This is a genomic window from Mesorhizobium sp. NPDC059025 (genome assembly GCF_042739655.1).
In the GTDB taxonomy this organism is placed as follows: Bacteria; Pseudomonadota; Alphaproteobacteria; order Rhizobiales; family Rhizobiaceae; genus Mesorhizobium.
This window is the reverse complement of sequence record NZ_JBHYIM010000020.1, coordinates 1-20,827: the sequence shown is the minus strand read 5'-3', so window position 1 is coordinate 20,827 and position 20,827 is coordinate 1. Positions and strand designations below refer to the sequence as shown.

The following is a 20,827-nucleotide window of genomic DNA, read 5'->3' as shown; positions in this document are numbered from 1 at the left end:
GATGAGCCTTTATGGAATGATGCGGACCGGCGTTTCCGGCATGAATGCCCAGGCCAACCGCCTGTCCACCGTCGCCGACAACATCGCCAATTCCGACACCGCCGGCTACAAGCGCTCGTCGATCGAGTTCTCCAGCCTGGTGATGCCAGGTTCCGGCAGTTCCTATGAATCGGGTGGCGTCAATTCGACGATCCGCACCGCCATCTCCGACCGAGGCGTGCTGAAAGGCACCACGTCGGTCTCCGATCTCGCCATCCGCGGCGACGGCTTCTTCGTGGTACGTGATGCTTCCAATACGCCTTTCATGACCCGCGCGGGTTCCTTCGTTCCGGACGCGCAAGGCAGGCTGGTCAACGCCGCAGGCTACCAGTTGATGGCCTACAGCTACGCCAATGGCGTGCCGGCCGCGACGGTCAACGGTTTCCAGGGTCTGGTGCCAGTCCAGATTTCCGACGGGAAGATGACGGCAACACCTTCGAGCTCGGGCACTTTCAGCGGCAACCTGCCCTCCGGCGCCACGGCCATCGCACTGCCCGCGACACCGCCGTCTGGCAATGCGGCAACGGCTCAATACACCAACAAGTCGTCGATGGTCGCCTATGACAACCTCGGCAACAAGGTGATGGTCGACATCTACTTCACCAAGACCGCCGCGGGCACTTGGGATGTTGCCGTTTTCGATCAATCGAAGGCGGCAGCCGGCGGACCATTCCCTTACGGCGCGGGCGGCCTGTTGGCGAATACCTCGATCTCCTTCGACGGCACCGGCAAGCTGACGGGCGCGACCGACAGCATCACCTTCACCCCTCCGGGCGGCGTGCCACTGAAACTCGACCTCAAGGGCCTCAGCCAGATCGGCACCGGCTACACCGCCACCGGTCAGATGAATGGCAATGGACCAAGTGCTATCCAAAAGGTGCAGATCGGCAAGGACGGCACCATCTATGCGCAGTATCAGGACGGCTCGACCAAGCCGCTCTACAAGATCCCGCTGGCGCAGGTGCCGAGCCCCGACCGGCTGATCCAGCAGTCCGGCAATGTCTTCACGCAGAGCCCGGATTCAGGCGACGTCCAGATCGGTTTTGCCAGCGAAGGCAAGCGCGGCGAGATCATCTCCGGCGCACTCGAAAACTCCAACGTCGATATCGCCGAAGAGCTCACCAACATGATCTCCTCGCAGCGCAGCTATACGGCCAACTCGAAGGTGTTCCAGACCGGTTCCGAACTGATGGACATCCTCGTCAACCTGAAGAGATGAGGCGCGGCTCCGCGGCCCGGTCGATGGTCGACCGGGCCGCGGCCGCATCACTGCCTGAAAGACCCGCATGTCGTTGTCATCCGCACTCAGCATCGCCCAGTCATCACTCAAGGCAACGTCGCGGCAGACAAGCATCGTCTCGCGCAACGTCGCGGATGCCTCCTATCCGGACTATTCCCGCCGCATCGCGGTCCTTTCCTATACCGATCCCGGCGTCAGCGCGGTCAAGATCCATCGCGCGGCCAATGACCTTCTGTTTCGACAGAACCTGAGCGCTCTTTCGTCGTGGAGCGGACAGGCGACCCTTGCCCAGGGCATGGACCGGCTCGAGCTGCAGGTGAACGGCGTCGACAACGCCGCGTCGGCTTCCTCCGCAATCGGCGCCATGCAGAAGGCGCTCCAGCTCTATGCCACAACGCCGTCGAACCAGAACCTCGGCACCAGCCTGATCGAGTCGGCGCGCCAGGTTATCCGTTCCCTGAACGACGGCACCAAGGCCATCCAGGACTTCCGCACCAAGACCGACGGCGAGATTTCGACCGCCGTCAACGACATGAACGACCTGCTCAAGCAGTTCGAAGTCGCCAACCAGGCTGTCATCAATGGCACGCGCTCCGGAGAGGACGTCTCCGATGCGCTCGACCAGCGCAATGCGGTGCTGAAGAAGCTTTCGGAATTTGTTCCGATCTCCACCTACACCCGTGGCGACAATGACATGGTCATTACCACCGGCGACGGGACCACGCTGTTCGAAACCATTCCGCGCTCCGTGACCTTCACGCCTTCGCCCGGCTACACACCCGGTGCGGTCGGTGGTCAGATCTACATCGACAAGGTCCCGTTGAAGGTTTCCGGCACGGCCGAAGCATCCGGCAAACTGGCCGGCATGCTCCAGTTGCGCGACAATGTCACCGTCACCATGCAGCGTCAGTTGGATGAGACAGCGCGAGGCCTCATCACCGCCTTTGCAGAGACGGCCCCCGGCCAGCCTGATGCCGTCGGCCTCTTCACATGGCCAGGCGCGCCAGGAATCCCACCGGCCGGCACGCTGATCGACGGGCTAGCGGGAACGATCAAGATCAATGCCGCGGTCGATCCGGCGGCCGGTGGCAACCCGGTCCTGTTGCGTGATGGCGGCATCAACGGTGCGGTCTATCGCACCAACCCCGCTGCAGCCGGCGGTGGCGCGTCTTATGCGGACAGGCTGATCGCCTACGGTGAAAAACTCGCCAAGCCGATGGCTTTCGATCCGGGTGCGGGCATCACCGCCAACTCCAGCGTCGTCTCCTATGCCGCCAGCTCCATCGGCTGGTTCGAAGGGGTGCGCCAGCAGGCCTCCAATCTCGCCGACACAAAGGAAGCGCTTGCACAGCGCACGGGTGAGGCGTTGTCGAATGCCACCGGCGTCAATGTCGACAACGAGATGTCGCTGATGCTGGATCTCGAACACACCTATCAGGCCTCAGCCCGCATCCTGACCACCGTCAACCAGATGCTCGATGCCCTCCTCGCAGCGGTGAAATAAGTCATGAAGACCACCTCCGTTTCATCCTCGGCCATGTCCAATGCGATGCGTTATTCGCAGTCGCGCATGCAGGTCGAACTGATAAAGCGTCAGAAGGAAATGGACACGCTGCGCGTCGCCGACCTCGGCCTGGCGCTCGGCGCGCGCACCTCGCAGTCGGTCACTTTCGCACGCGACCTCGAACGGCTGAACACGATCGTCGATTCCAACAAGCTGATTTCGTCCCGGCTCTCGACCACGCAGGACGCACTCGGCAAGCTCGGCGATGCGGCACAGAAGCTGCTCACCGCCGTCAGCACCGCCATCAGCGGCGATCCGGGCTCGAATGTCACGCGCGATGCCGGCAAGGCTGCCCTGCAGTCGATGACATCGATCCTCAATTCGAGCATCAATGGCGAATATCTGTTCGCCGGCACCAACACCGACGTGAAGCCGATCAACGACTTCACCGCAGCTGGCTCGCCTGCCAAGGCAGCGCTCGACGCCGCCTTCGTCACGCGTTTCGGCTTCGCTTCAACGGACCCCGCGGCGGCCAACCTGACCGCCGCGCAACTGGACAATTTCATCACCACGGACGTGATGCCCCAGTTCTTCGGACCAGCCTGGAAGACGAACTGGTCGAATGCCACCGATCAGCAGATCGTCAGCCGCATCTCGTTGAACGAAACCACGGAGTCTTCGGTCAGCGCCAACACCGACGGCGTGAAGAAATTCGCAATGGCGGCAGCCATCGTGACAACGCTGTTCTCCGGCAACCTGAATGCGGATGCCAAGAAGGCCGTTGCCCAGAAGGCGTTAACCCTGACAGGCGAAGCCCTCGGCAGCATCGCGCAAACACAATCGCAAGCTGGTATCATCGAACAGCGCGTGAGCGATGCGAGCGCCCGCATGAAAGCGCAGATCAACCTGTTCGAAAAGCATGTGATCGACCTGGAAGGCGTCGATCCCTATAAAGCTGCCACGCGCGTCAATGACCTGATGTCCCATATCCAGACCTCATTCGCGCTCACCGCGCGCCTTCAACAGCTCAGCCTGATCAACTTCCTGAAGTAACCGGCGATCGGACAAGCGATGTATCAATTCTCCTACGCCGACATCCAGACGGACTCTGTAGCAGACGCCAAGGAACGCGAGCGGCATCTGCTGACCCGGTCGATCGATCTGCTGATCGATGCAGCCAACGCCGGCACCCAATCCATGCAGGCGGTGGAAGCCCTGCACTTCACCAACCGTGTCTGGACAGCGCTGCTCGAGGATCTCTCCTCCGATGAAAACGCCCTGCCGAAGGAACTGCGCGCCAACCTGATCTCGATCGGCTTGTGGCTGCTGCGTGAAACCGAAGATATCCGCCAGGGTCGTTCCAACAACTTCGACGGGCTGATCGAAGTCTCGCAGATCATCCGGGACGGCATTCAATGACACCCTCCAAGAGCACGCTGAAGCTCTCGCTGAAGCCTGGTGAACGCATCTATCTCAACGGCGCGGTCATCCGCGTTGACCGCAAGGTCACGCTGGAACTCCTGAACGACGTACAATTCCTGCTGGAAGGCCATGTCCTTCAGGCCGAAGATGCGTCAACGCCACTCCGGCAGCTCTATTTCGTGGCGCAGATCATGCTGATCAATCCGCAGGGTGCTGAAGAAGCACGCGAGATGTTCCGTCATTCGCTGCCGCTGATGCTCGCTTCCTTCCACAACGAGCGTATCCGCTCGACGCTGAAGGACGTCGACCGGATGGTTTCGGAAGGCCACGTCTATGAAGCGCTGCGGGCCATCCGCTCGCTCTATCCGCTGGAAAAGCCGGCGCTCGACGCAAACGAGAATGAACTCCAGGACGCTCCGCGTCCGCTGGCAATGGGAGCACGCTGATCATGGCTGTCGACATGAACGTCAACAACAACGTCGGCAATGGCACGCCGCAGACACAGCAGAAATCCAAGACCTCGGTCGACTACCAGTCCTTCCTGAAGCTCCTGATGGCGCAGATGAAGAACCAGGATCCGACCAAGCCGATGGACTCCACCCAGTACGTCGCGCAGCTCGCTCAGTTCTCGCAGGTCGAGCAGTCGGTGCAGATGAACACCAAGCTGGAATACATTCTCCAGTCTTCGGCGTTGTCGCAGGCGGATTCGCTGATCGGCCGCCAGCTGACCTCCGCGGACGGCAAGACCACGGGTGTGGTCAAGGAAGTACGCCTGGCCAGCGACGGCCTTATTGCGGTGCTCAATGACGGCAAGGAAGTGCCGGTTCTCCCCGGCGTCGTCGTCAAGCAGGCCCCAGCGGCAGCCTGAGGCACGAACGATGAATGAGGCCGACGCACTTGATATCGTCCAGTTCGCCGTCTGGACGGTACTGACAGCCTCGGCCCCCGTCGTGCTGGTTGCCATGGTCGTCGGCATCGGTATCGCACTTATCCAGGCCCTGACGCAGATCCAGGAAATCACGCTGACCTTCGTGCCGAAGATCGTTGCCATCATGCTGGTGGTGGCGCTGACGGGACCATTTGTCGGCGGTCAGATCTCGGCCTTCACCAACGTCGTCTTCGAGCGAATCCAACACGGCTTCTGATCCCGCGGACGACGAATTCGGCCGGTGGCGGAGTCTAGCGCGTTTCTCCCGGAAACGCGCAAACGCGCCGGTTCCTTGTTTTAAAGCAATTCCGGACGGAAAACCGTCGCACCCCTTTCCTGGAATTGCCCTATCTTCCGACTGGACCAGTCGGATCACGAAAACTCGTTCGCCTTTTCCGCAGTCTCGTCTAACTTTGTCGGCAAACGCCGCCAGCAGAGCAGCGATTCACGAGACGAGATATGCCCCAAGACAGCGGTCCGGCTATCGAGGACGAGCCGAACAGTCAGCGTGTTTCCGCGCTGGCACCCTTCCAGCATGGCATCTTCCGCGCAGTCTGGAGCGCCAGCCTGGTCTCCAATCTCGGCGGCCTGATCCAGGGCGTTGGCGCTGCCTGGATGATGACGCAGATCGCCACCTCTCCATACCAGGTGGCGCTGGTGCAGGCCTCGACGACATTGCCGATCATGCTGTTCGCGCTGGTCGCCGGCGCGATCGCCGACAGCTACAACCGTCGCAAGGTGATGCTGATTGCGCAGAGCTTCATGCTCGTGGTGTCGTTGCTGCTGATGGTTTTCACCCAACTGGACCTGCTCACGCCATGGCTGCTTCTGGCCTTTACTTTCCTGATCGACTGCGGCACCGCACTGAACAGCCCGTCCTGGCAGGCTTCCGTCGGCGATATGGTTCCGCGCAACAAGGTGCCTGCGGCGGTGGCGCTGAACTCGATGGGCTTCAACCTGACCCGCAGCGTCGGGCCGGCGCTCGGCGGCATCATCGTCGCCACGCTCGGTGCCGCGGCCGCCTTCGCCGCCAACGCCTTCAGCTATGTCGGGCTGATGATCGTCTTGGCGCGATGGAAGCCGAACCTGCCGACATCCAACCTGCCACGTGAATCGCTCGGCGCGGCGATGGGTGCCGGCCTTCGCTACGTCGCGATGTCGCCCAATATCGGCAAGGTACTGGTGCGCGGCTTCACCTTCGGCTTCAGCGCCGGTGCCGTGCTGGCCCTGCTGCCACTGGTGACGCGCGATCTCGTCAAGGGTGGTGCCCTGACCTATGGTATCATGCTGGGCGCCTTCGGCATCGGCGCTGTCATCGGCGCACTGACCAGCGCACGATTGAGGCAGGTCCTGCCCAGCGAGACCATGGTGCGCTCGGCTTTCCTCGGCTTTGCGCTTTGCGCGACCGTCGCCGCCATCAGCCCCCATGCCTGGCAGGTGGCGCTTGGCCTGCTTGTCGGAGGCGCATGCTGGGTCACGGCACTTTCGCATTTCAACATCACCGTACAGATGTCCACCCCGCGCTGGGTGGTTGGACGGGTGCTTTCCATCTACCAGATGGCGACCTTCGGCGGCATCGCCCTGGGCAGCTGGATCTGGGGCGTGACCGCCGACAACCATGGTGCCAGCGTGGCTCTGCTGGCGGCTGCGGAGACAATGTTGGTCGGCGCAGCAATCGGCTTCATACTCCCGCTGCCGCAGCACATTGCGCCCAATCTCGATCCGCTCGACCGCTGGCGCGAGCCCATGCTGGCGCTCGACCTCAGACCCCGTTCGGGGCCGATCGAGATCACCATCGAATATGTCATCAGGGAAGAGGATGTGCCGGAGTTCCTGAAAGTGATGACTGATCGGGCGCGCGTGCGCCGACGCGACGGGGCACGCAACTGGGTGCTTGCCCGCGACCTCGAACATCCCGAAATCTGGATGGAAAGTTATCACACGCCGACCTGGCTGGATTACATCCGCCACAACACGCGCGCCACGCATGCCGATGCGGAAATCACCGAGCGCATACGAGCGCTGCATTCCGGCATCGAACGACCCAGGGTACGGCGAATGATCGAGCGCCCGACCAATCCAGTCGGCTACTACGGCACTCCGAAGCCGCATGAAGAACACTGACCCGCGAACCGTGACCGGACGCGCGCGTCAGCCTTCGCCGGAAAGATCGCGCCGCGCCTTGTCGAGTTCCTCGGCGTAGCGGCGCAACAGATGCCCCTCGGTGAGCAGGCCGACGACCTTGCGGCTCTCGAAGTCTTCGACCACCGCCAGTTCCTCTGCCCCGGCGCGATGGAAGGTCTCCGCCGCCGATTGCACATTCATCGACGGCACCAGCACGGAGTCACCAAAGCGTGTGAGGGTCAGAACCGTGCTAGCGGGATCGGGCTGGTCGCCATAGGCGTCCGACACGATGATCATGCCGATGTAGCGCTGCTCGCCATCCACCGCGATGACACGCTGTGCCGATCCGAGCGGGACCTGCTGGCGGAACTCGGTGATGGTCGTCATGGCTGCAATGGTGCGGACATCCTTGCGCATCATCAGGCCGACCGTAAGGCTGCGCATCCAGCCGACATCCTGCGCCGAACGGATGGTTTCGCCGCGCAGGTGGAAGCGCCAGGTCGAGAACGAGTAACCAAAGGTCTCGCGCACCAGGATCGAGGTGATGATCGCAGCAGCGAGCACCACACCCGTCAATGTCAGGTCGCCCGTCGACTCCAGTGCCAGGAAAGCCATGGTCAGCGGCCCGCCAATGATGCCGACCGCCATTGAACTCATGCCGACGACGGCCGCAACGGCCGGGTCGATACCTGCCGCAGGCGCGATCACCAGCATGATCGCCGCAAAGATCTTGCCCAGCAGCGCACCAAGCAGCAGTGAAGCGAAGAACAGGCCGCCGCGGAAACCGGAGCCGAGCGAAATCACGGAAGCTGCGATCTTGAGCAGGAACACCGTGACGATCACGGTGAGACCGTAGTTCATCGCGAATTCACGGTGCAACGCACCGTGCCCGCTGGACAGCACCTGCGGTGTGACCAACCCGAGCAGCCCGACAGCGCAACCGCCCAGGAATGGCCGGAGCGAAGAATCGATCGACAGCCGCGTCAGACCGCGTTCGACGGCTGCGACCATATACATGATCGCGACCGAAATGCCGCCGGCGATCAATCCGAGCGCCAGGAACGGCAGATATTGGCTGGCGGTCAGCTGCGGCACCGCGCCGAGCTCCAGCGGAAACGGCGCCCCACCCAGCCAGCCCGTCACCAGCGTGGCACAGATCGCCGCCGTCATGACCGGGGCGACATTGGCGATGGAATAGATGCCGATGATCAGCTCGAAGCCATAGAAGGCACCGGTCAAAGGCGCATCGAAGGCGGCGGCGATGGCACCGGCCGCACCAGCCCCGACAAGGATGCGGACGTCATTGCGCTTCATGCGGAAGAACCGCGCCAGACGCGAACCGAAGCCGCCACCGACCTGCGTGTACCCTGCCTCGAGACCGACCGATGCGCCAAAACCGGAAGACAGCATCGTCTGGCCGGCGATGATGAAGGTGTCGGTCAGCGACATGCGCCCGCCATAGAGTGCATTCGCCTCGATCGGATCGACCGGGGTGCGGAATTTGCGCTTGCGCAGCCAGATGATGGAGAGGCCGAGCAGCAACCCGCCGACCGCCGGCATCGCCGCCTGCAACGGATGGCTGAGTGAAAACATCGACGACAGCCTGCCGCCTTCCGGCACATCGAACAGCAGCCAATGCATGCCTTGAACGAAGGCGCTCATCGCGGTCACCGCCACGCCTGAAAACGCACCGACCACTGCCGCGATCAGCACGATGATGATGCCGCGCGCCTCCAGCATGGGAACCGAACGGACCAGAAGGGCTCGCACGCGACGGGCATGGACGGACAGGGAGTGGGTCGAAGACAACGAACGGCTCGCGAATGTCTTTATGGGCAGTGCCCTTGATCGCCTGATACGCCCCACACTGTGGCATGGCAACCGCGCAGGCCGACGCATCCCGGCTGCAGTGCCGCAATTCTCGCAATTGCATCCTTCGAGGCTCGCGCAAGCTTGGCCGGTTACGGTGCATGGCCCGGACTGCCGTTTCAGGACCGGCGAGCACTGGATTCGAGGTAGACATGGCCATCAGCGAGAGCATTTCGGCGGAAACGACGCCGCGCAACAGTCGCGATGTCTTCTTCGCGCTGGGCATTGTCGTCATCCTGGCTGTGCTGTTCCTGCCGATTCCGGCCTTCCTGATCGACGTTGGCCTTGCCTTCTCCATCGCGCTTTCGGTGCTGATCCTCATGGTCGCATTGTGGATTCCGCGACCGCTCGACTTTTCGTCATTTCCGACCGTTCTGCTCATCGCCACAATGCTGCGCCTGTCGCTGAACATCGCGACGACACGCATGATCCTGTCGCATGGCAATGAGGGCACCCACGCCGCCGGTTATGTGATTTCCGGGTTTTCGAAGCTGGTCATGTCGAGTGACTTCGTCATCGGTCTGATCGTGTTCCTGATCCTGATCGTGGTGAACTTCATCGTCATCACCAAGGGCGCCACCCGTATCGCCGAAGTCGGCGCCCGCTTCACGCTGGACGCAATCCCCGGAAAGCAGATGTCGATTGATGCCGACCTTTCTGCCGGCATGATCGACGAAAAGACCGCGCAGTTGCGTCGCCGTGAACTGGAAGAGGAATCCTCCTTCTTCGGCTCCATGGACGGTGCTTCGAAATTCGTGCGTGGCGACGCCATCGCCGGCCTGATCATCACGGCCATCAACATCGTCGGCGGCATCGCCATCGGCTACCTGCGCCACAACATGGGCCTGGGTGAAGCTGCCGATGTCTTCATCAAGCTTTCGGTCGGCGACGGCCTTGTCACCCAGATACCCGCCCTCATCGTCTCGCTGGCCGCCGGCCTGCTCGTCTCCAAGGGCGGCACGCGCGGTTCCGCCGAAAAGGCGGTGTTCGGCCAGCTCGGCGCGCATCCGCGCGCGCTTTATGTTGCGGCCGCCCTGCTTGGTCTGCTTGCCCTGATGCCTGGCCTGCCGATGTTCCCCTTCGTGACGCTTGCAGCCGCCATGGCCGGGATGGGCTACGTCATTCCGCTGCGCCAGAACCGCCGGATGGCCGAGCAGGAAGAGGCACGCAGCCGCGAGGCCGCCGCCAAGGTCGAGGAAGAGAAGAACTCAGTGAAATCGTCGCTGGCGACAGCCGAGATCGAATTGCTGATCGGCAAGCAGCTTTCGACCAAGCTTCTCACCTCGCATCAGGAACTCGCGTTCCGCATGGGCAAGATGCGCAAGAAGTTCGCCACGCAATACGGCTTCGTCGTACCCGAGGTGAAACTCACCGACGATTTCGGCATCCCGCCGAAAAGCTACCAGATCAAGATTCACGGCACCGTCGTGGCCGAGCACCAGATGCGGGTTGGTGAGCTCATGGTGCTGCTTGGTACCCGCGACCTGCCGGATATCCCGGGTGAGGAAGTGCGCGAGCCGGCTTTCGGCATGCGCGCCTACTCGGTGATGGAAGCTTTCGCCGAAGACCTGAAGCGCGAACAGTACACCTTCGCCGACAACATGTCCGTGTTGCTCACCCATCTCTCCGAGGTGATCCGCAACAACCTGCCGCAGTTGCTGTCCTACAAGGACATGAAGGCGCTGCTGGACAGCCAGGATCCGGAATATCGCAAGCTGGCCGACGAAGTCTGCTCCTCGCATATTTCCTATCCGGGCTTGCAGGCAGTTCTCAAGCTGCTGCTCGCCGAGCGTGTCTCGATCCGCAACCTGCACCTCATCATCGAGGCGATCGCCGAGATCGCCCCGCATGTGCGACGCACGGAGCAGATCGTCGAGCATGTACGCATCCGCATGGCGCAGCAGATTTGCGGCGACCTGTCCGAGGGCGGCGTGCTCAAGGTGCTGAGACTCGGCAACCGCTGGGACCTCGCCTTCCATCAAAGCCTCAAACGCGACGCCAAAGGCGAGATCCGCGAATTCGACATCGACCCGCGTCAGCTGGAAGAATTCGGCCAGGAAGCATCGAAGGCGGTGCGCCAGCACATGGAGGCCGGCGAACGCTTCGTACTGGTCACCGCACCGGATGCCCGCCCCTATGTGCGCATGATCATCGAACGGCTGTTCACCACCTTGCCGGTGCTCAGCCATGTCGAGATCGCCAAGGGGGTCGAGATCAGGGTGCTCGGGACCATTTCCTGACCATGGATCTGACGACGGTCACGCAAGGCTTCGTGCTGGCGGCGTTCCTCGCCTTCTGTCGAGTCGGCGCCTGTTTCATGCTGATGCCGGGCCTGTCCTCGATTCGCCTGCCGCTGCAGATCCGCCTGTTCACGGCTGTCGCCGCCACAGTCGGATTGCTCGCCTTCATGTGGGACAAGATCTATCCCTATGTCGACACCAGGCCCGCCATCTTCGTGCCGATGATCGTTTCGGAGCTGCTGGTGGGTGGCCTGATCGGCGCCCTGACGCGGCTCTACATGGAGGCACTGCGCTTCATCGGCGCCGGGATCGCCATGCTGATCGGCTACGGCGGCGCCGGGGGACCAGCCATCGAAGAGCCCGAGCCACAGGCGGCGATTGCCGCGCTGATCTCGTTTTCGGCATTGATGCTGCTCTTCGCACTCAATTTCCACCACGAGGTCATCCGCGCACTGATCGCATCATACAACGTGGCGCCGGTGAACGTCTTCTTCAGCGCACAGGCGTCGCTGGTCAATGTCACCGACACGCTCTCGGAATCGTTCCTTCTGGTGCTCAGGCTGGGCAGCCCGTTCGTTGCCTATGCCATCCTGATCAACCTGGCGATCGGCTTCGTCAACAAGCTGACCCCGCAGATCCCGATCTACTTCATCTCCCTTCCGTTCGTCATCGCCGGCGGCTTGATCCTGTTCTATTTTGCCATTCCGACGCTGCTGTCGCTGTTCGGCGACGGCTTCATCGAAACCACGCTGGCCAGGTGAGCGATGACAAACCGCAAGGATCGCCTGAAGAAGCTCGTCGAGGTGCAGGAGCAGTTGAAGGCGCTGCATGAGATGCGCCGGGCCGGCTATCTGGCCAAGGCCGTTGCCGCCGAGCAGGAAGCTGCGGAAATCGCCGCGCGTTTCGATGCGCCGGATTCCCTGTCTTCGCTGTTTCCGGAGATCTACCAGCAGCGGATCGCCGCCGCACGCGCCGAACGTGACCGCAACCTCGACAATGCGCGTCGCGAAGCAGGCAGCCTCGCCACCGCGACGGCACGCACCAACATGGTCGAGCGCGCCTATCGTGATGCGCGCCGCGACGATGAACGCCAGCGCTCCGATCGCGAGCGGCTCGACCTGATCGAGCAGAAGCGCGGTGTTGAAAAGTGACGATGACAAGGAGACGACAACCAGCGTAGCTCCCGCAAGCCTGCGGCAAGCTTGTTCGGCCATCATCACTCAACGCAGAATAGAAAAGAAGGTACAGCTTTTTGGCGATCTCCCCTCCCAGCGACATCGTCCTGGACGTGGCCCGCGCCGCCGAGCCGATGGACGTCGAGGCCGCCCGCGCAGCGCTCACCAAGCGCGCAGGCGGTGCCTCGGTCGCTTTTGCGGTCGATGCCGACATGGGATCGCGTCCAGCGGGACCGCCGGCCGGAACGGATCGCGGTCAGGAATTCAAGCGCTTTGAAGCCATGGTGCTGCAGACCTTCATCCAGAACATGCTGCCGAAGGACACGGAAAGCGTCTACGGCAAGGGTCTGGCGGGAGACATGTGGAAGTCGCAGCTTGCCGAGCACATGGCCGACGTGATGGCCGAGCGCGGCGGCATCGGCATCGCCCGCTCGATGCTGGCCGACCGCTATCGCGACGGCGAACGCACAGTGCCTGTCGGCCCCGTCGCGGGCGGACCAGAGAAAGCGACAATCGACGAGCAGAACCGACTGTCGGATTCGCTCGTGCAGGAAATTCAGCGCCGGATGGTACGCTCGCTGGACGGCGATGCGGCGCCGATTGAAACGAAGACGAGGGTTTAGGAACGACCATGGATCAGTTGGAGCACAATTCGGGCCTCGTGGCGCATTCCGACCTCACCATCTCGCGGGTGGGCAGCCTGACCGCCATCATCAATCGCATAGAGGAAGCGGTCGAGACGGAGACGGCAGCCATCCGCACCGACATGAACTTCGATCTCAGGGCTTCAAACGCGCGCAAAAGCCGCTGCCTCTATGAGCTCAACCGCGCCATCAAGAACATCACCGCCGAAGATCTCGTCGATGAGCACAAGGAAGGCCTTCTGCGTCTGCGCGGCAAGCTGGAACGCAACGAAGCCGCACTGCTCGCCCATCTCAGCGCCGTCAGCGAAGTGGCGAACCTGATGAAGAACGCGATCCAGCACGCAGAGGCTGACGGAACCTATTCCGCCGGCGAATTCGGCTGGGCCAAGTCGTAACAAGGCCATGATCAAGTTCATCGTCGCAGCGCTTTGGATCGTCGCCGCCACCGTCGGTGCAACGTTCTATGCCTTTCAGGCAGCAGGCGCGCGCGGCGATGACCCGGCGCCGAAGCCATTGCTCGGCGGGCTTGACTATGTCTCGACCGAGATCATCTCGGTGCCGATCATCCGCGGCTCCGCAGTGCAAGGTTATTTCCTGACCAAGCTGGTCTACACGGTAGAGCCAAAGGAAATGGCCAAGCTGTCGGTGCCCGCGATGGCGCTGATCACCGACCAGGTTTATTCCTACCTCTACGCCAATCCACAGATCGATTTCTCCAAGCAGGACACGGTCGACCTCGACAAGTTCCGCAACTCGATCCGCGAGAGCGTCAATGCCCGCGTCGGCATCGAGCTGATCCACGATGTGCTGGTCAACCAGGTCAACTATCTCAGCAAGGACGATATCCGCGACAACGCCATCAAGCGGCGCGGCAACGGGCTGATGGAACCGATCATGAAGCCGCTGCAACCGAAGGCGGAAGCACCTGCCGAGCCGGCCGCTCATTAGAGCGTTTCCGTTTTTCACGGAAACGCGGAGACGCTCTAAGTTTTGTTTTCGCCGCATTTTTGTAACGCCAAAGGCGCAATCGCGCAGACGATGTTCCCCAAGTCCGCGGCTGACAGGCGGCTGCTCACAGGCAGGTTTCACCACTCAGATATGAAGCCGCCGTCGCAAGGAACCGGACGACTGCCGGCCGCGTCGGCTCTCCGGCCGTTGCGATCGACGTGTGCAGTTTCACGTCGAGATCCTCGATCGGCCTGAAGACCAGCTGGGGATGGGTGCCGGCAAGCGAAGCAGGCACGAACGCCACGCCAAGCCCCGAAGCGGCTTGGTCAAGCATGGAATGCCACCTGAACATTTCTTCGCGCAGCCTGGGTTGGAAGCCGGCTTTCCCGCAAGCCGCCAGTATCGAATTGTACATGATCGGGCCGAGCTCTTCGGCGCAGACGATCAAGCGCTCCGACATCAGTTGCGCCAGTTTGAGGACAGGCTGCGCGGCCAAGGCATGGTCGGCGCGCAGCGCCGCCACGATCCATTCCTCGCCGGCCGGCCGCATCATCAGTTGCGGCGCGTTCAGGGGTGGATGAAGGAAGGCCACATCGATCGATCCGGCCGTCAAGGCATCGGCCTGCTCGATGGTCGGCAGGTTCAACAGGGTGACGTCAACCCCGGGATACAACTCCGTGTAACGACGGATGATGGCTGTCATGTTCCCCGCCTCGGGCAGCTCGCAATAGCCGATCGCCAATGCGCCGGCGTCGCCGCGGGCCGCGTCCTGGGCCATCTGCACGGCCCGGTTGACGTGGCTCAACGCAACGCTCAGTTCCCGGGCCAAAACAATGCCGGCTTCGGTGAGGATGACCTTGTGTGGCGACCGTCGCAGCAGCGCGCAGCCGACCTGTTCTTCGAGCTTCTTGATCTGATAGGTCAGCGCCGGTTGGGTCAGATGCAGGCGCGCCGCAGCTTTGCTGTAGTGCAGTTCCTCGGCCAGGAGACAGAAGCTTTGAGCGTATTTAAGCACGCTTCACAATAAAATTTTTCGATCAATTCGTGCAACAAAATAAATTTCCCATTCGCCATCGAGCGACCTAACCTGTCCATTCGCGCTTGCTCGAGGGCGAAATTTCTGCCGTGCCAATCCGCTGCCGGCCGGCCGCTCTACCCAAGGAGATGGCATTTGCCTGAACTCATGAAACACCGAAACGACGGGGTGACGCGCTTGCCGGACGAAAGCAGTTCCACACGTCGGCGGCCAGGAACGTCAATTCCAATGGCCGGCATTGCATCGCTCTTTCTGGGGTGGGCTTTCACGCTATGCCTTCCAGTGCCGGATGCCATCTCAGCAGATGCGAACACCAAGATGTCCACGAACGCTGCAAAATCGTATCGAAAGACGAACGACATCCCGCCACGGCACCAGTGGGAGGCCAACTACGGTTATTGCGGTGAAGTCTCCCTGATCAGTGCTGGGCTCTATTACGGGCAGTACGTGTCCCAATACGATGCCCGAGCGATCGCCAGCAGGAATACCGACCAATCGAAGGAAAGCAGCCAGCTGCTGCTGGGCGTGAACGACTCCTACGCGGCAGCGCAGATGCACCTGAAGGCGACGCAATGGAAAGGCGCCGCCAACCCAGAGAGCTTCCTCAGCTGGGTCAAGGAAAAGGTCGCTTCCGGCTATCCCGTCGTCATCGGCGTCTATTACAATCAGCGCTCTTTCGAAGCGTCCAACGACCCTGATGCAGGCGACAATGAGTACGACCATATCGTCCCGGTCATCGGCGTTTCGTCGAAACATCCTTTCATGCCGTCCGCCTATCATGGCGATGACGTGATAACGTTCAGCGATAACGGGCTATGGTCCCCCGACGGCGAGCCGGATTTTATCTACAAGTCGTCGTTCGAATCCTTCCAGGCCAACCGCAGGCAAGCAAACTCCAAGGTCCATCCGATATACTCCCTGCCCAGGGACGCCAGAAATTATGGCGTGGCGATAACCGGCATCATCGATCGGGATGGTCAGGCGCTGCCAGTTCGTCTGTCGACGAATGTGAACCATGAAAAACCCATCATGAAAGAAGGGGCGAATGACCGGCCAGCCTCCCAGGATCTGACCCTGACGGTCACGGTATCCGGACTCACGCCCGGCGTATCCTATAATCTTTATCGCTATGACGACTTTCGGTCGGTTCCGGATGCGGGCTTCAATGCGGCAGCTGAAAAAGCTGAAAAGAAGTGGGAGATAAACATCAAGTCCGGATCATCGTTCTCCACGACGGAAAAGATCAAATCGGATCAGACTGTCGTTTACCGGGCCGTTCCAGCGACGGCTCCGTGACTGGAACCGCCGATCAAATCCCAGTGGTTCGACCGCCGGATCGATCTACGCCCTGTGCCCCGACTTGCGACACGATCCAGCGATAGAGCTCATTGGCGACGGGATGATCGAGTTTGCTGTTCGGCATGACGAAATGATACCCGTTCTCCGTCGGCAGTGGCAGGTCGATCACCACCCGTAGCCGAGCCCCGGCAAGTTCCTGTTCGATCAGGTAGAGCGGCAGCAGTGCCACGCCGAGGCCGGCATGCGCGGCCTGGATCACCATGGTGAACTGGTCGAAACGATGTCCCTGGAAGGCCGCCTGCGTTTCCACGCCGGCCTGATGGAACCAGTCGACCCAAGCCTTTGGTCTTGTCGCGAGATGCAGCAGCGGCAGGAGGGTGAGTTCGTCAGGCGTGCGCGGTGGCTCGGTCCCAACCAGTTCCGGACTTGCCACCGGCACGATCACCTCCTGGCAGATGTAGCGGCAGGTGGCATTCGCCCAGATCGGCTGGCCATAATGGATCGCCGCATCGAAACCCTGGTCCTCGAGGTCGAACGGCGCCGAGCGCGAGGCGATGTCGAGCGCCACGCCCTGATGTGCCCGCAGGAAGTCCGGCAGTCGCGGGACCAGCCAGCGCGAGCCAAAGGTCGGCAAGGTGGCGAGGCGCAAGAGCGCGGCCTTTGAGCCCGCCATGGCACGCAACATCGCCGCTTCGCCCTGCTCCAGCAGCTTGCGCGCATCAGGCAGGAATTTTCGGCCCGCTTCCGACAGCACCACGCGCTGACGCACCCGCTCGAAAAGCGCGATGCCGAGCTGGGCTTCCAATTCACGGATCTGGCGGCTGACCGTGCTCTGGGTAAGATTCAGTTCCCGTCCCGCCTGCGTGACGCTGCCATGGCGCGCGGCACTCTCGAAGGCCTGCAGCCTGCCGAGGTCAGGGATCAGGCTACGGGATAACGTCATGCAATTTTCGCATCAAGTCAGATTGATTCAGACTGTTTCAGGCTTTCCAGCTCGCGATATAACACCGATTGCGCATCAAGTCGCCATTTCATCGAACTTTTGTCCTTGCAATGATTGGAAAGCCGCATGCCAGTCTCGCCCGTCCTATCAAGCGATGCTATCCGTGCCGCCTTCTCGGCTGCCATGTCTGCCATGTACCGGAATGAAGTCCCCGCCTATGGCACGCTGATGGAACTGGTCGCCGACATCAACGCGGCGACCCTCGAGCAGCAGCCTGGATTGCGGGCCAGCCTTGAGACCACAGAGACGCTGGACCGTATCTCGGAGGAGCGTCACGGCGCCATCCGCCTCGGCACCGAAGCCGAGCTCGCCATGATGCGGCGCGTGTTTGCCGTCATGGGCATGTTTCCGGTCGGCTACTATGATCTCAGCGAGGCCGGTGTGCCGGTCCACTCCACGGCCTTCCGCCCGATCGGCGAGGAAGCACTCAAGGCCAATCCGTTCCGCGTGTTCACCTCGCTGCTTCGGCTCGATCTCATCACCGACCCGGAACTACGCGAAGCCGCTCGGGAAATCCTTGAGCGCCGCCGCATCTTCTCGGAAGGTGCCGTTGCGCTGGTGGAAAAGGCCGAACGCGATGGCGGCCTTTCGCCGGAAGATGGCGAGCGCTTTGTCGCCGAGGTGCTTGGCACTTTCCGCTGGCACGAGCAGGCCAGTGTCGACCATGCGCTTTACGAACGCCTGCACGTCGCCCATCGGCTGATCGCCGACGTGGTCTCCTTCAAGGGACCGCATATCAACCACCTCACGCCACGCACGCTCGACATAGATGCCGTGCAGGACGACATGCCAGGACGCGGCATCATTCCCAAGGCCGTCGTTGAAGGGCCGCCCAGCCGGGCCTGCCCGATCCTGCTGAGACAGACCTCGTTCAAGGCGATCGAGGAGCGCGTCCTGTTCCCCGACGCGAGCGGTGCGCTCGCCGGCGGTTCGCACACTGCCCGCTTCGGCGAGATCGAACAGCGTGGCGTGGCGCTGACCCCGAAGGGCCGTGGCCTCTATGACCGGCTGCTCAACAAGGCACGCGCCAAGGTACGTCCGGCCGCCGATGGCTCGAATGCACAGGACTATGACGCAGCACTGCTGGAAAGTTTCGCCGCCTTCCCGGACGACTGGAGCGCCATCCGCAGGGCGGGACTTGGCTACTTCCTCTATTCGGTGGTGCCGGGAGCCGATCTCTCCGGTCACGCAGGCGCCGGCATCGAGCGCCTGATTGAGGCCGGCTTGGTGCGTTTCGACCCGATCGTCTATGAAGACTTCCTGCCGGTATCGGCAGCCGGCATCTTCCAGTCCAATCTGGGCGACGATGCCGTCCAGGATTTCGCGGCCAGTCCGAACCAGAAATTGTTCGAGACCGCCCTGGGGGCGAGCGTGCTCAACGAGTTCGAACACTATGCCGGCATCGAGCGCGCCTCGTCCGAACAGTGCCTGGCCGCTGTCCGGACCCTGTCGGCGGCCGCCTGATGCTGCTTGCTGCCGATCACCTAGACCGGCTCGGCGCCATTCTCGGTCCGCAGGGCCTGCTCACCTTGCCAAGCGATATGGTGTCTTACGAAAACGCTGCCCGCTATGCGGGTGGTCGTGCTGCCTTCGTCGCACGCCCGGCCTCGACCGAGGTTGTATCGCAAGTGGTCGGTTATTGTGTCCGTCACGACATCCCGCTGGTGCCGCAGTCCGGCAACACCGGCCTGGTCGGCGGCTCGACCCCGGACGACAGCGGCAAGCAGGGTGTTCTCAGCCTCGAGCGTCTGCACTCGACCTTCGAGCTCGACATCGACAACCGCAGCCTGCGCGTCGACGCGGGTTTCCGGCTGTCGGAACTCAACGCGCGGCTCGAACCGCACGGCCTTTTCTTTCCCATCGATCTCGGTGCCGATCCCATGGCGGGCGGCATGGTCGCCGCCAACACGGGCGGCGCACGCTTTCTGCGCTTCGGCGACGTACGCCGCAACACGCTGGGATTGAAGCTGGTGCTGGCCGACGGAGACGGCACGATCCTCCACTGCGGCAAGGGTCTGCGTAAGGACAACACCGGCCCCGACTGGAAACAGCTTTTCATCGGCACGGGCGGCGCCTTCGGAATCGTCACCGAATGCACCTTCAATCTGGAGCGGCTGCCCAGACAGACCGCCACAGCCTATCTCGTGCCGGCCACGGATGCAGCCGCGCTCACCTTGCTCAACGAACTGGAAGAGCGCGCCGGCACCTTGCTCAGCGCCTTCGAGGGCATGTCGGGCGCAGCGATCGGCCACGCGCTCGCCCACGTGCCGTCACTGCGCAATCCGTTTCCCGGCGGCACGACGCCCGCCTACGTCATCCTCGTCGAGCTGTCGCGTTCATGGGCCCCGCGCGCCGGCGAACAGACGCTGGACGCCATGCTCGAAGAGATCCTGGCCGAAATCTGGGAACTGCCCGGCGGTCCGCTGGCCGATGCCTTCATCGGCGCGCCCGCTGAGATGTGGTCGCTACGGCACACCCTGTCGGAAGGTACAAAAGCCGCAGGCTATGTCGTCGGGCTCGACCTCTCCTTCCGGCGCGGCGAGGTCATGCGCTTTCGCGAGCGCATGACGGGACTGCTGGCGCAGGAGTTCCCGCAAGTCCAAATCTGCGATTTCGGCCATATCGGCGACGGCGGCGTGCATTTCAATCTGGTGCTGCCGCGCGACCGCAATGGCGCTGCGGACATGACTGTGGCGGCACGCTTGCGCAGCTTCGTAACGGAGGCCGCGGTCGAAGAGCATGGCGGCAGCTTCAGCGCCGAACACGGGCTTGGCCGCAGCAACCAGCATTTCTACGACCGCTATACGCCTGAGAAACTGAAACGGATGGCTGCGCAGCTGCGGCAGGCGACGTCGCCCGGTGTCACCGGCGTGGTGCGGCTTTGAACAACGGGCGATGCCCTGCAAAATGGAAAGGTGAATGTCATGACGCTGTCGAATGAAACTGCGGAGTTGCTTGGAAAACTCGGCGTTGCGCGGGACGTGCTTTCGGGCGGTGATCTTGTTGTGCGCAGCCCGGTGACGGGTGAGCAACTGGCGGCGCTGAAGACGGTGTCGGCGGCCGAGGCCGGCAAGGCGATCGATGCCGCCCATGAAGCCTTCAAGGCCTGGCGCCTGGTGCCGGGTCCCAGGCGTGGCGAACTGGTGCGCCTGCTGGGCGAGGAACTGCGCGCCCACAAGGCCGAGCTCGGCCGCCTGGTGTCGATCGAGGTCGGCAAGATCCCGTCCGAAGGGCTCGGCGAAGTCCAGGAGATGATCGACATCTGCGATTTCGCCGTCGGTCTGTCGCGTCAGTTGTATGGCCTGACCATCGCCACCGAGCGTCCCGGCCACCGCATGATGGAAACCTGGCATCCA

The 20,827-nt window shown here is 62.3% G+C and carries 21 protein-coding genes; 18 read left to right on the top strand and 3 right to left on the bottom strand.

Annotated features, from left to right (window positions below):
* The first annotated feature begins 1 nt into the window (after position 1).
* From ACFWYE_RS29170 to ACFWYE_RS29135, 8 genes are all read left to right on the top strand, one after another.
* The gene (locus ACFWYE_RS29170) at positions 2-1,258 is read left to right on the top strand and encodes a flagellar hook protein FlgE (protein ID WP_379115529.1); all 1,257 of its coding nucleotides are present in this window, start codon (positions 2-4) and stop codon (positions 1,256-1,258) included.
* A gap of 67 nt (positions 1,259-1,325) precedes the next feature.
* A complete protein-coding gene (gene flgK, locus ACFWYE_RS29165; RefSeq protein WP_379115528.1) occupies positions 1,326-2,783 on the top strand; it encodes a flagellar hook-associated protein FlgK in 1,458 nt (485 codons plus the stop codon).
* Positions 2,784-2,786: 3 nt separating this feature from the next.
* Positions 2,787-3,836 carry a flagellar hook-associated family protein gene (locus ACFWYE_RS29160; protein ID WP_379115527.1) on the top strand — a complete coding sequence of 350 codons (1,050 nt, stop codon included), beginning with the start codon at positions 2,787-2,789 and terminating at the stop codon, positions 3,834-3,836.
* 18 nt (positions 3,837-3,854) lie between these two features.
* The gene (gene flaF / locus ACFWYE_RS29155; protein WP_129413520.1) at positions 3,855-4,202 is read left to right on the top strand and encodes a flagellar biosynthesis regulator FlaF; all 348 of its coding nucleotides are present in this window, start codon (positions 3,855-3,857) and stop codon (positions 4,200-4,202) included.
* A complete protein-coding gene (flbT, locus tag ACFWYE_RS29150) occupies positions 4,199-4,651 on the top strand; it encodes a flagellar biosynthesis repressor FlbT (protein WP_379115526.1) in 453 nt (150 codons plus the stop codon). The genes flaF and flbT overlap by 4 nt, the downstream gene beginning before the upstream one ends.
* Positions 4,652-4,653: 2 nt before the next feature.
* Entirely contained in the window at positions 4,654-5,073 is a 420-nt protein-coding gene (gene flgD / locus ACFWYE_RS29145; RefSeq protein ID WP_379066972.1) for a flagellar hook assembly protein FlgD, read from the top strand.
* Between the two features lie 10 nt (positions 5,074-5,083).
* Entirely contained in the window at positions 5,084-5,350 is a 267-nt protein-coding gene (gene fliQ, locus ACFWYE_RS29140; RefSeq protein ID WP_024925799.1) for a flagellar biosynthesis protein FliQ, read from the top strand.
* A 242-nt stretch (positions 5,351-5,592) separates the two neighbouring features.
* A complete protein-coding gene (locus ACFWYE_RS29135) occupies positions 5,593-7,257 on the top strand; it encodes an MFS transporter (RefSeq protein WP_379115525.1) in 1,665 nt (554 codons plus the stop codon).
* Between the two features lie 27 nt (positions 7,258-7,284).
* Here ACFWYE_RS29135 and ACFWYE_RS29130 read toward each other — a convergent pair whose 3' ends face one another.
* Complete coding sequence (locus tag ACFWYE_RS29130) at positions 7,285-8,997, bottom strand: chloride channel protein (RefSeq protein WP_379115569.1); 1,713 nt, start codon at positions 8,995-8,997, stop codon at positions 7,285-7,287.
* A gap of 281 nt (positions 8,998-9,278) precedes the next feature.
* Here ACFWYE_RS29130 and flhA point away from each other — a divergent pair, with 281 nt between their 5' ends.
* The 6 genes from flhA to ACFWYE_RS29100 all read left to right on the top strand — a co-directional run bounded on the left by flhA (position 9,279) and on the right by ACFWYE_RS29100 (position 14,133).
* Positions 9,279-11,366 (top strand): flagellar biosynthesis protein FlhA, encoded by a 2,088-nt coding sequence (gene flhA / locus ACFWYE_RS29125; RefSeq protein WP_379066968.1) that lies wholly within the window; start codon positions 9,279-9,281, stop codon positions 11,364-11,366.
* A gap of 2 nt (positions 11,367-11,368) precedes the next feature.
* Positions 11,369-12,127, top strand: a complete 759-nt coding sequence (fliR, locus tag ACFWYE_RS29120) for a flagellar biosynthetic protein FliR (RefSeq protein WP_379066966.1) — start codon at positions 11,369-11,371, stop codon at positions 12,125-12,127.
* A gap of 3 nt (positions 12,128-12,130) precedes the next feature.
* Positions 12,131-12,517 carry a hypothetical protein gene (locus ACFWYE_RS29115; protein ID WP_379066964.1) on the top strand — a complete coding sequence of 129 codons (387 nt, stop codon included), beginning with the start codon at positions 12,131-12,133 and terminating at the stop codon, positions 12,515-12,517.
* A 101-nt stretch (positions 12,518-12,618) separates the two neighbouring features.
* A complete protein-coding gene (locus tag ACFWYE_RS29110) occupies positions 12,619-13,164 on the top strand; it encodes a rod-binding protein (RefSeq protein ID WP_129413514.1) in 546 nt (181 codons plus the stop codon).
* Between the two features lie 8 nt (positions 13,165-13,172).
* On the top strand, positions 13,173-13,580 hold the full coding sequence (locus tag ACFWYE_RS29105) for a hypothetical protein (RefSeq protein WP_129413513.1): 408 nt from the start codon (positions 13,173-13,175) through the stop codon (positions 13,578-13,580).
* 7 nt (positions 13,581-13,587) lie between these two features.
* Positions 13,588-14,133 (top strand): hypothetical protein, encoded by a 546-nt coding sequence (locus tag ACFWYE_RS29100; RefSeq protein ID WP_129413512.1) that lies wholly within the window; start codon positions 13,588-13,590, stop codon positions 14,131-14,133.
* A 124-nt stretch (positions 14,134-14,257) separates the two neighbouring features.
* Here ACFWYE_RS29100 and ACFWYE_RS29095 read toward each other — a convergent pair whose 3' ends face one another.
* Positions 14,258-15,148: a LysR family transcriptional regulator gene (locus ACFWYE_RS29095; protein WP_379066961.1), complete on the bottom strand. Its 891-nt coding sequence runs from the start codon at positions 15,146-15,148 to the stop codon at positions 14,258-14,260.
* A 156-nt stretch (positions 15,149-15,304) separates the two neighbouring features.
* Here ACFWYE_RS29095 and ACFWYE_RS29090 point away from each other — a divergent pair, with 156 nt between their 5' ends.
* Positions 15,305-16,465 (top strand): C39 family peptidase, encoded by a 1,161-nt coding sequence (locus ACFWYE_RS29090; RefSeq protein WP_379115524.1) that lies wholly within the window; start codon positions 15,305-15,307, stop codon positions 16,463-16,465.
* Positions 16,466-16,478: 13 nt separating this feature from the next.
* On the opposite strand, the gene ACFWYE_RS29085 is transcribed toward ACFWYE_RS29090, so the two are convergent.
* Positions 16,479-17,411 carry a LysR family transcriptional regulator gene (locus ACFWYE_RS29085; protein ID WP_379066957.1) on the bottom strand — a complete coding sequence of 311 codons (933 nt, stop codon included), beginning with the start codon at positions 17,409-17,411 and terminating at the stop codon, positions 16,479-16,481.
* Between the two features lie 126 nt (positions 17,412-17,537).
* Between ACFWYE_RS29085 and ACFWYE_RS29080 the strand changes: the two genes are divergently transcribed.
* From ACFWYE_RS29080 to ACFWYE_RS29070, 3 genes are all read left to right on the top strand, one after another.
* Positions 17,538-18,935 (top strand): VOC family protein, encoded by a 1,398-nt coding sequence (locus tag ACFWYE_RS29080; protein ID WP_379115523.1) that lies wholly within the window; start codon positions 17,538-17,540, stop codon positions 18,933-18,935.
* A gap of 2 nt (positions 18,936-18,937) precedes the next feature.
* The gene (locus ACFWYE_RS29075) at positions 18,938-20,356 is read left to right on the top strand and encodes an FAD-binding oxidoreductase (RefSeq protein ID WP_379115568.1); all 1,419 of its coding nucleotides are present in this window, start codon (positions 18,938-18,940) and stop codon (positions 20,354-20,356) included.
* Positions 20,357-20,395: 39 nt separating this feature from the next.
* The coding region (locus tag ACFWYE_RS29070; RefSeq protein ID WP_379115522.1) for an aldehyde dehydrogenase family protein at positions 20,396-20,827 on the top strand (432 nt) is incomplete at its 3' end.

Bases quoted from the DNA above. Each gene is read 5' to 3' on its own strand.
- flaF (WP_129413520.1), top strand. From the start codon at position 3,855: ATGTATCAATTCTCCTACGCCGACATCCAGACGGACTCTGTAGCAGAC.
- fliR (WP_379066966.1), top strand. From the start codon at position 11,369: ATGGATCTGACGACGGTCACGCAAGGCTTCGTGCTGGCGGCGTTCCTC.
- ACFWYE_RS29085 (WP_379066957.1), bottom strand. From the start codon at position 17,411: ATGACGTTATCCCGTAGCCTGATCCCTGACCTCGGCAGGCTGCAGGCC.
- flgD (WP_379066972.1), top strand. From the start codon at position 4,654: ATGGCTGTCGACATGAACGTCAACAACAACGTCGGCAATGGCACGCCG.
- flgK (WP_379115528.1), top strand. From the start codon at position 1,326: ATGTCGTTGTCATCCGCACTCAGCATCGCCCAGTCATCACTCAAGGCA.
- fliQ (WP_024925799.1), top strand. From the start codon at position 5,084: ATGAATGAGGCCGACGCACTTGATATCGTCCAGTTCGCCGTCTGGACG.
- ACFWYE_RS29115 (WP_379066964.1), top strand. From the start codon at position 12,131: ATGACAAACCGCAAGGATCGCCTGAAGAAGCTCGTCGAGGTGCAGGAG.
- ACFWYE_RS29170 (WP_379115529.1), top strand. From the start codon at position 2: ATGAGCCTTTATGGAATGATGCGGACCGGCGTTTCCGGCATGAATGCC.
- ACFWYE_RS29160 (WP_379115527.1), top strand. From the start codon at position 2,787: ATGAAGACCACCTCCGTTTCATCCTCGGCCATGTCCAATGCGATGCGT.
- ACFWYE_RS29105 (WP_129413513.1), top strand. From the start codon at position 13,173: ATGGATCAGTTGGAGCACAATTCGGGCCTCGTGGCGCATTCCGACCTC.
- flhA (WP_379066968.1), top strand. From the start codon at position 9,279: ATGGCCATCAGCGAGAGCATTTCGGCGGAAACGACGCCGCGCAACAGT.
- ACFWYE_RS29100 (WP_129413512.1), top strand. From the start codon at position 13,588: ATGATCAAGTTCATCGTCGCAGCGCTTTGGATCGTCGCCGCCACCGTC.
- ACFWYE_RS29130 (WP_379115569.1), bottom strand. From the start codon at position 8,997: ATGCTGGAGGCGCGCGGCATCATCATCGTGCTGATCGCGGCAGTGGTC.
- flbT (WP_379115526.1), top strand. From the start codon at position 4,199: ATGACACCCTCCAAGAGCACGCTGAAGCTCTCGCTGAAGCCTGGTGAA.
- ACFWYE_RS29080 (WP_379115523.1), top strand. From the start codon at position 17,538: ATGCCAGTCTCGCCCGTCCTATCAAGCGATGCTATCCGTGCCGCCTTC.
- ACFWYE_RS29135 (WP_379115525.1), top strand. From the start codon at position 5,593: ATGCCCCAAGACAGCGGTCCGGCTATCGAGGACGAGCCGAACAGTCAG.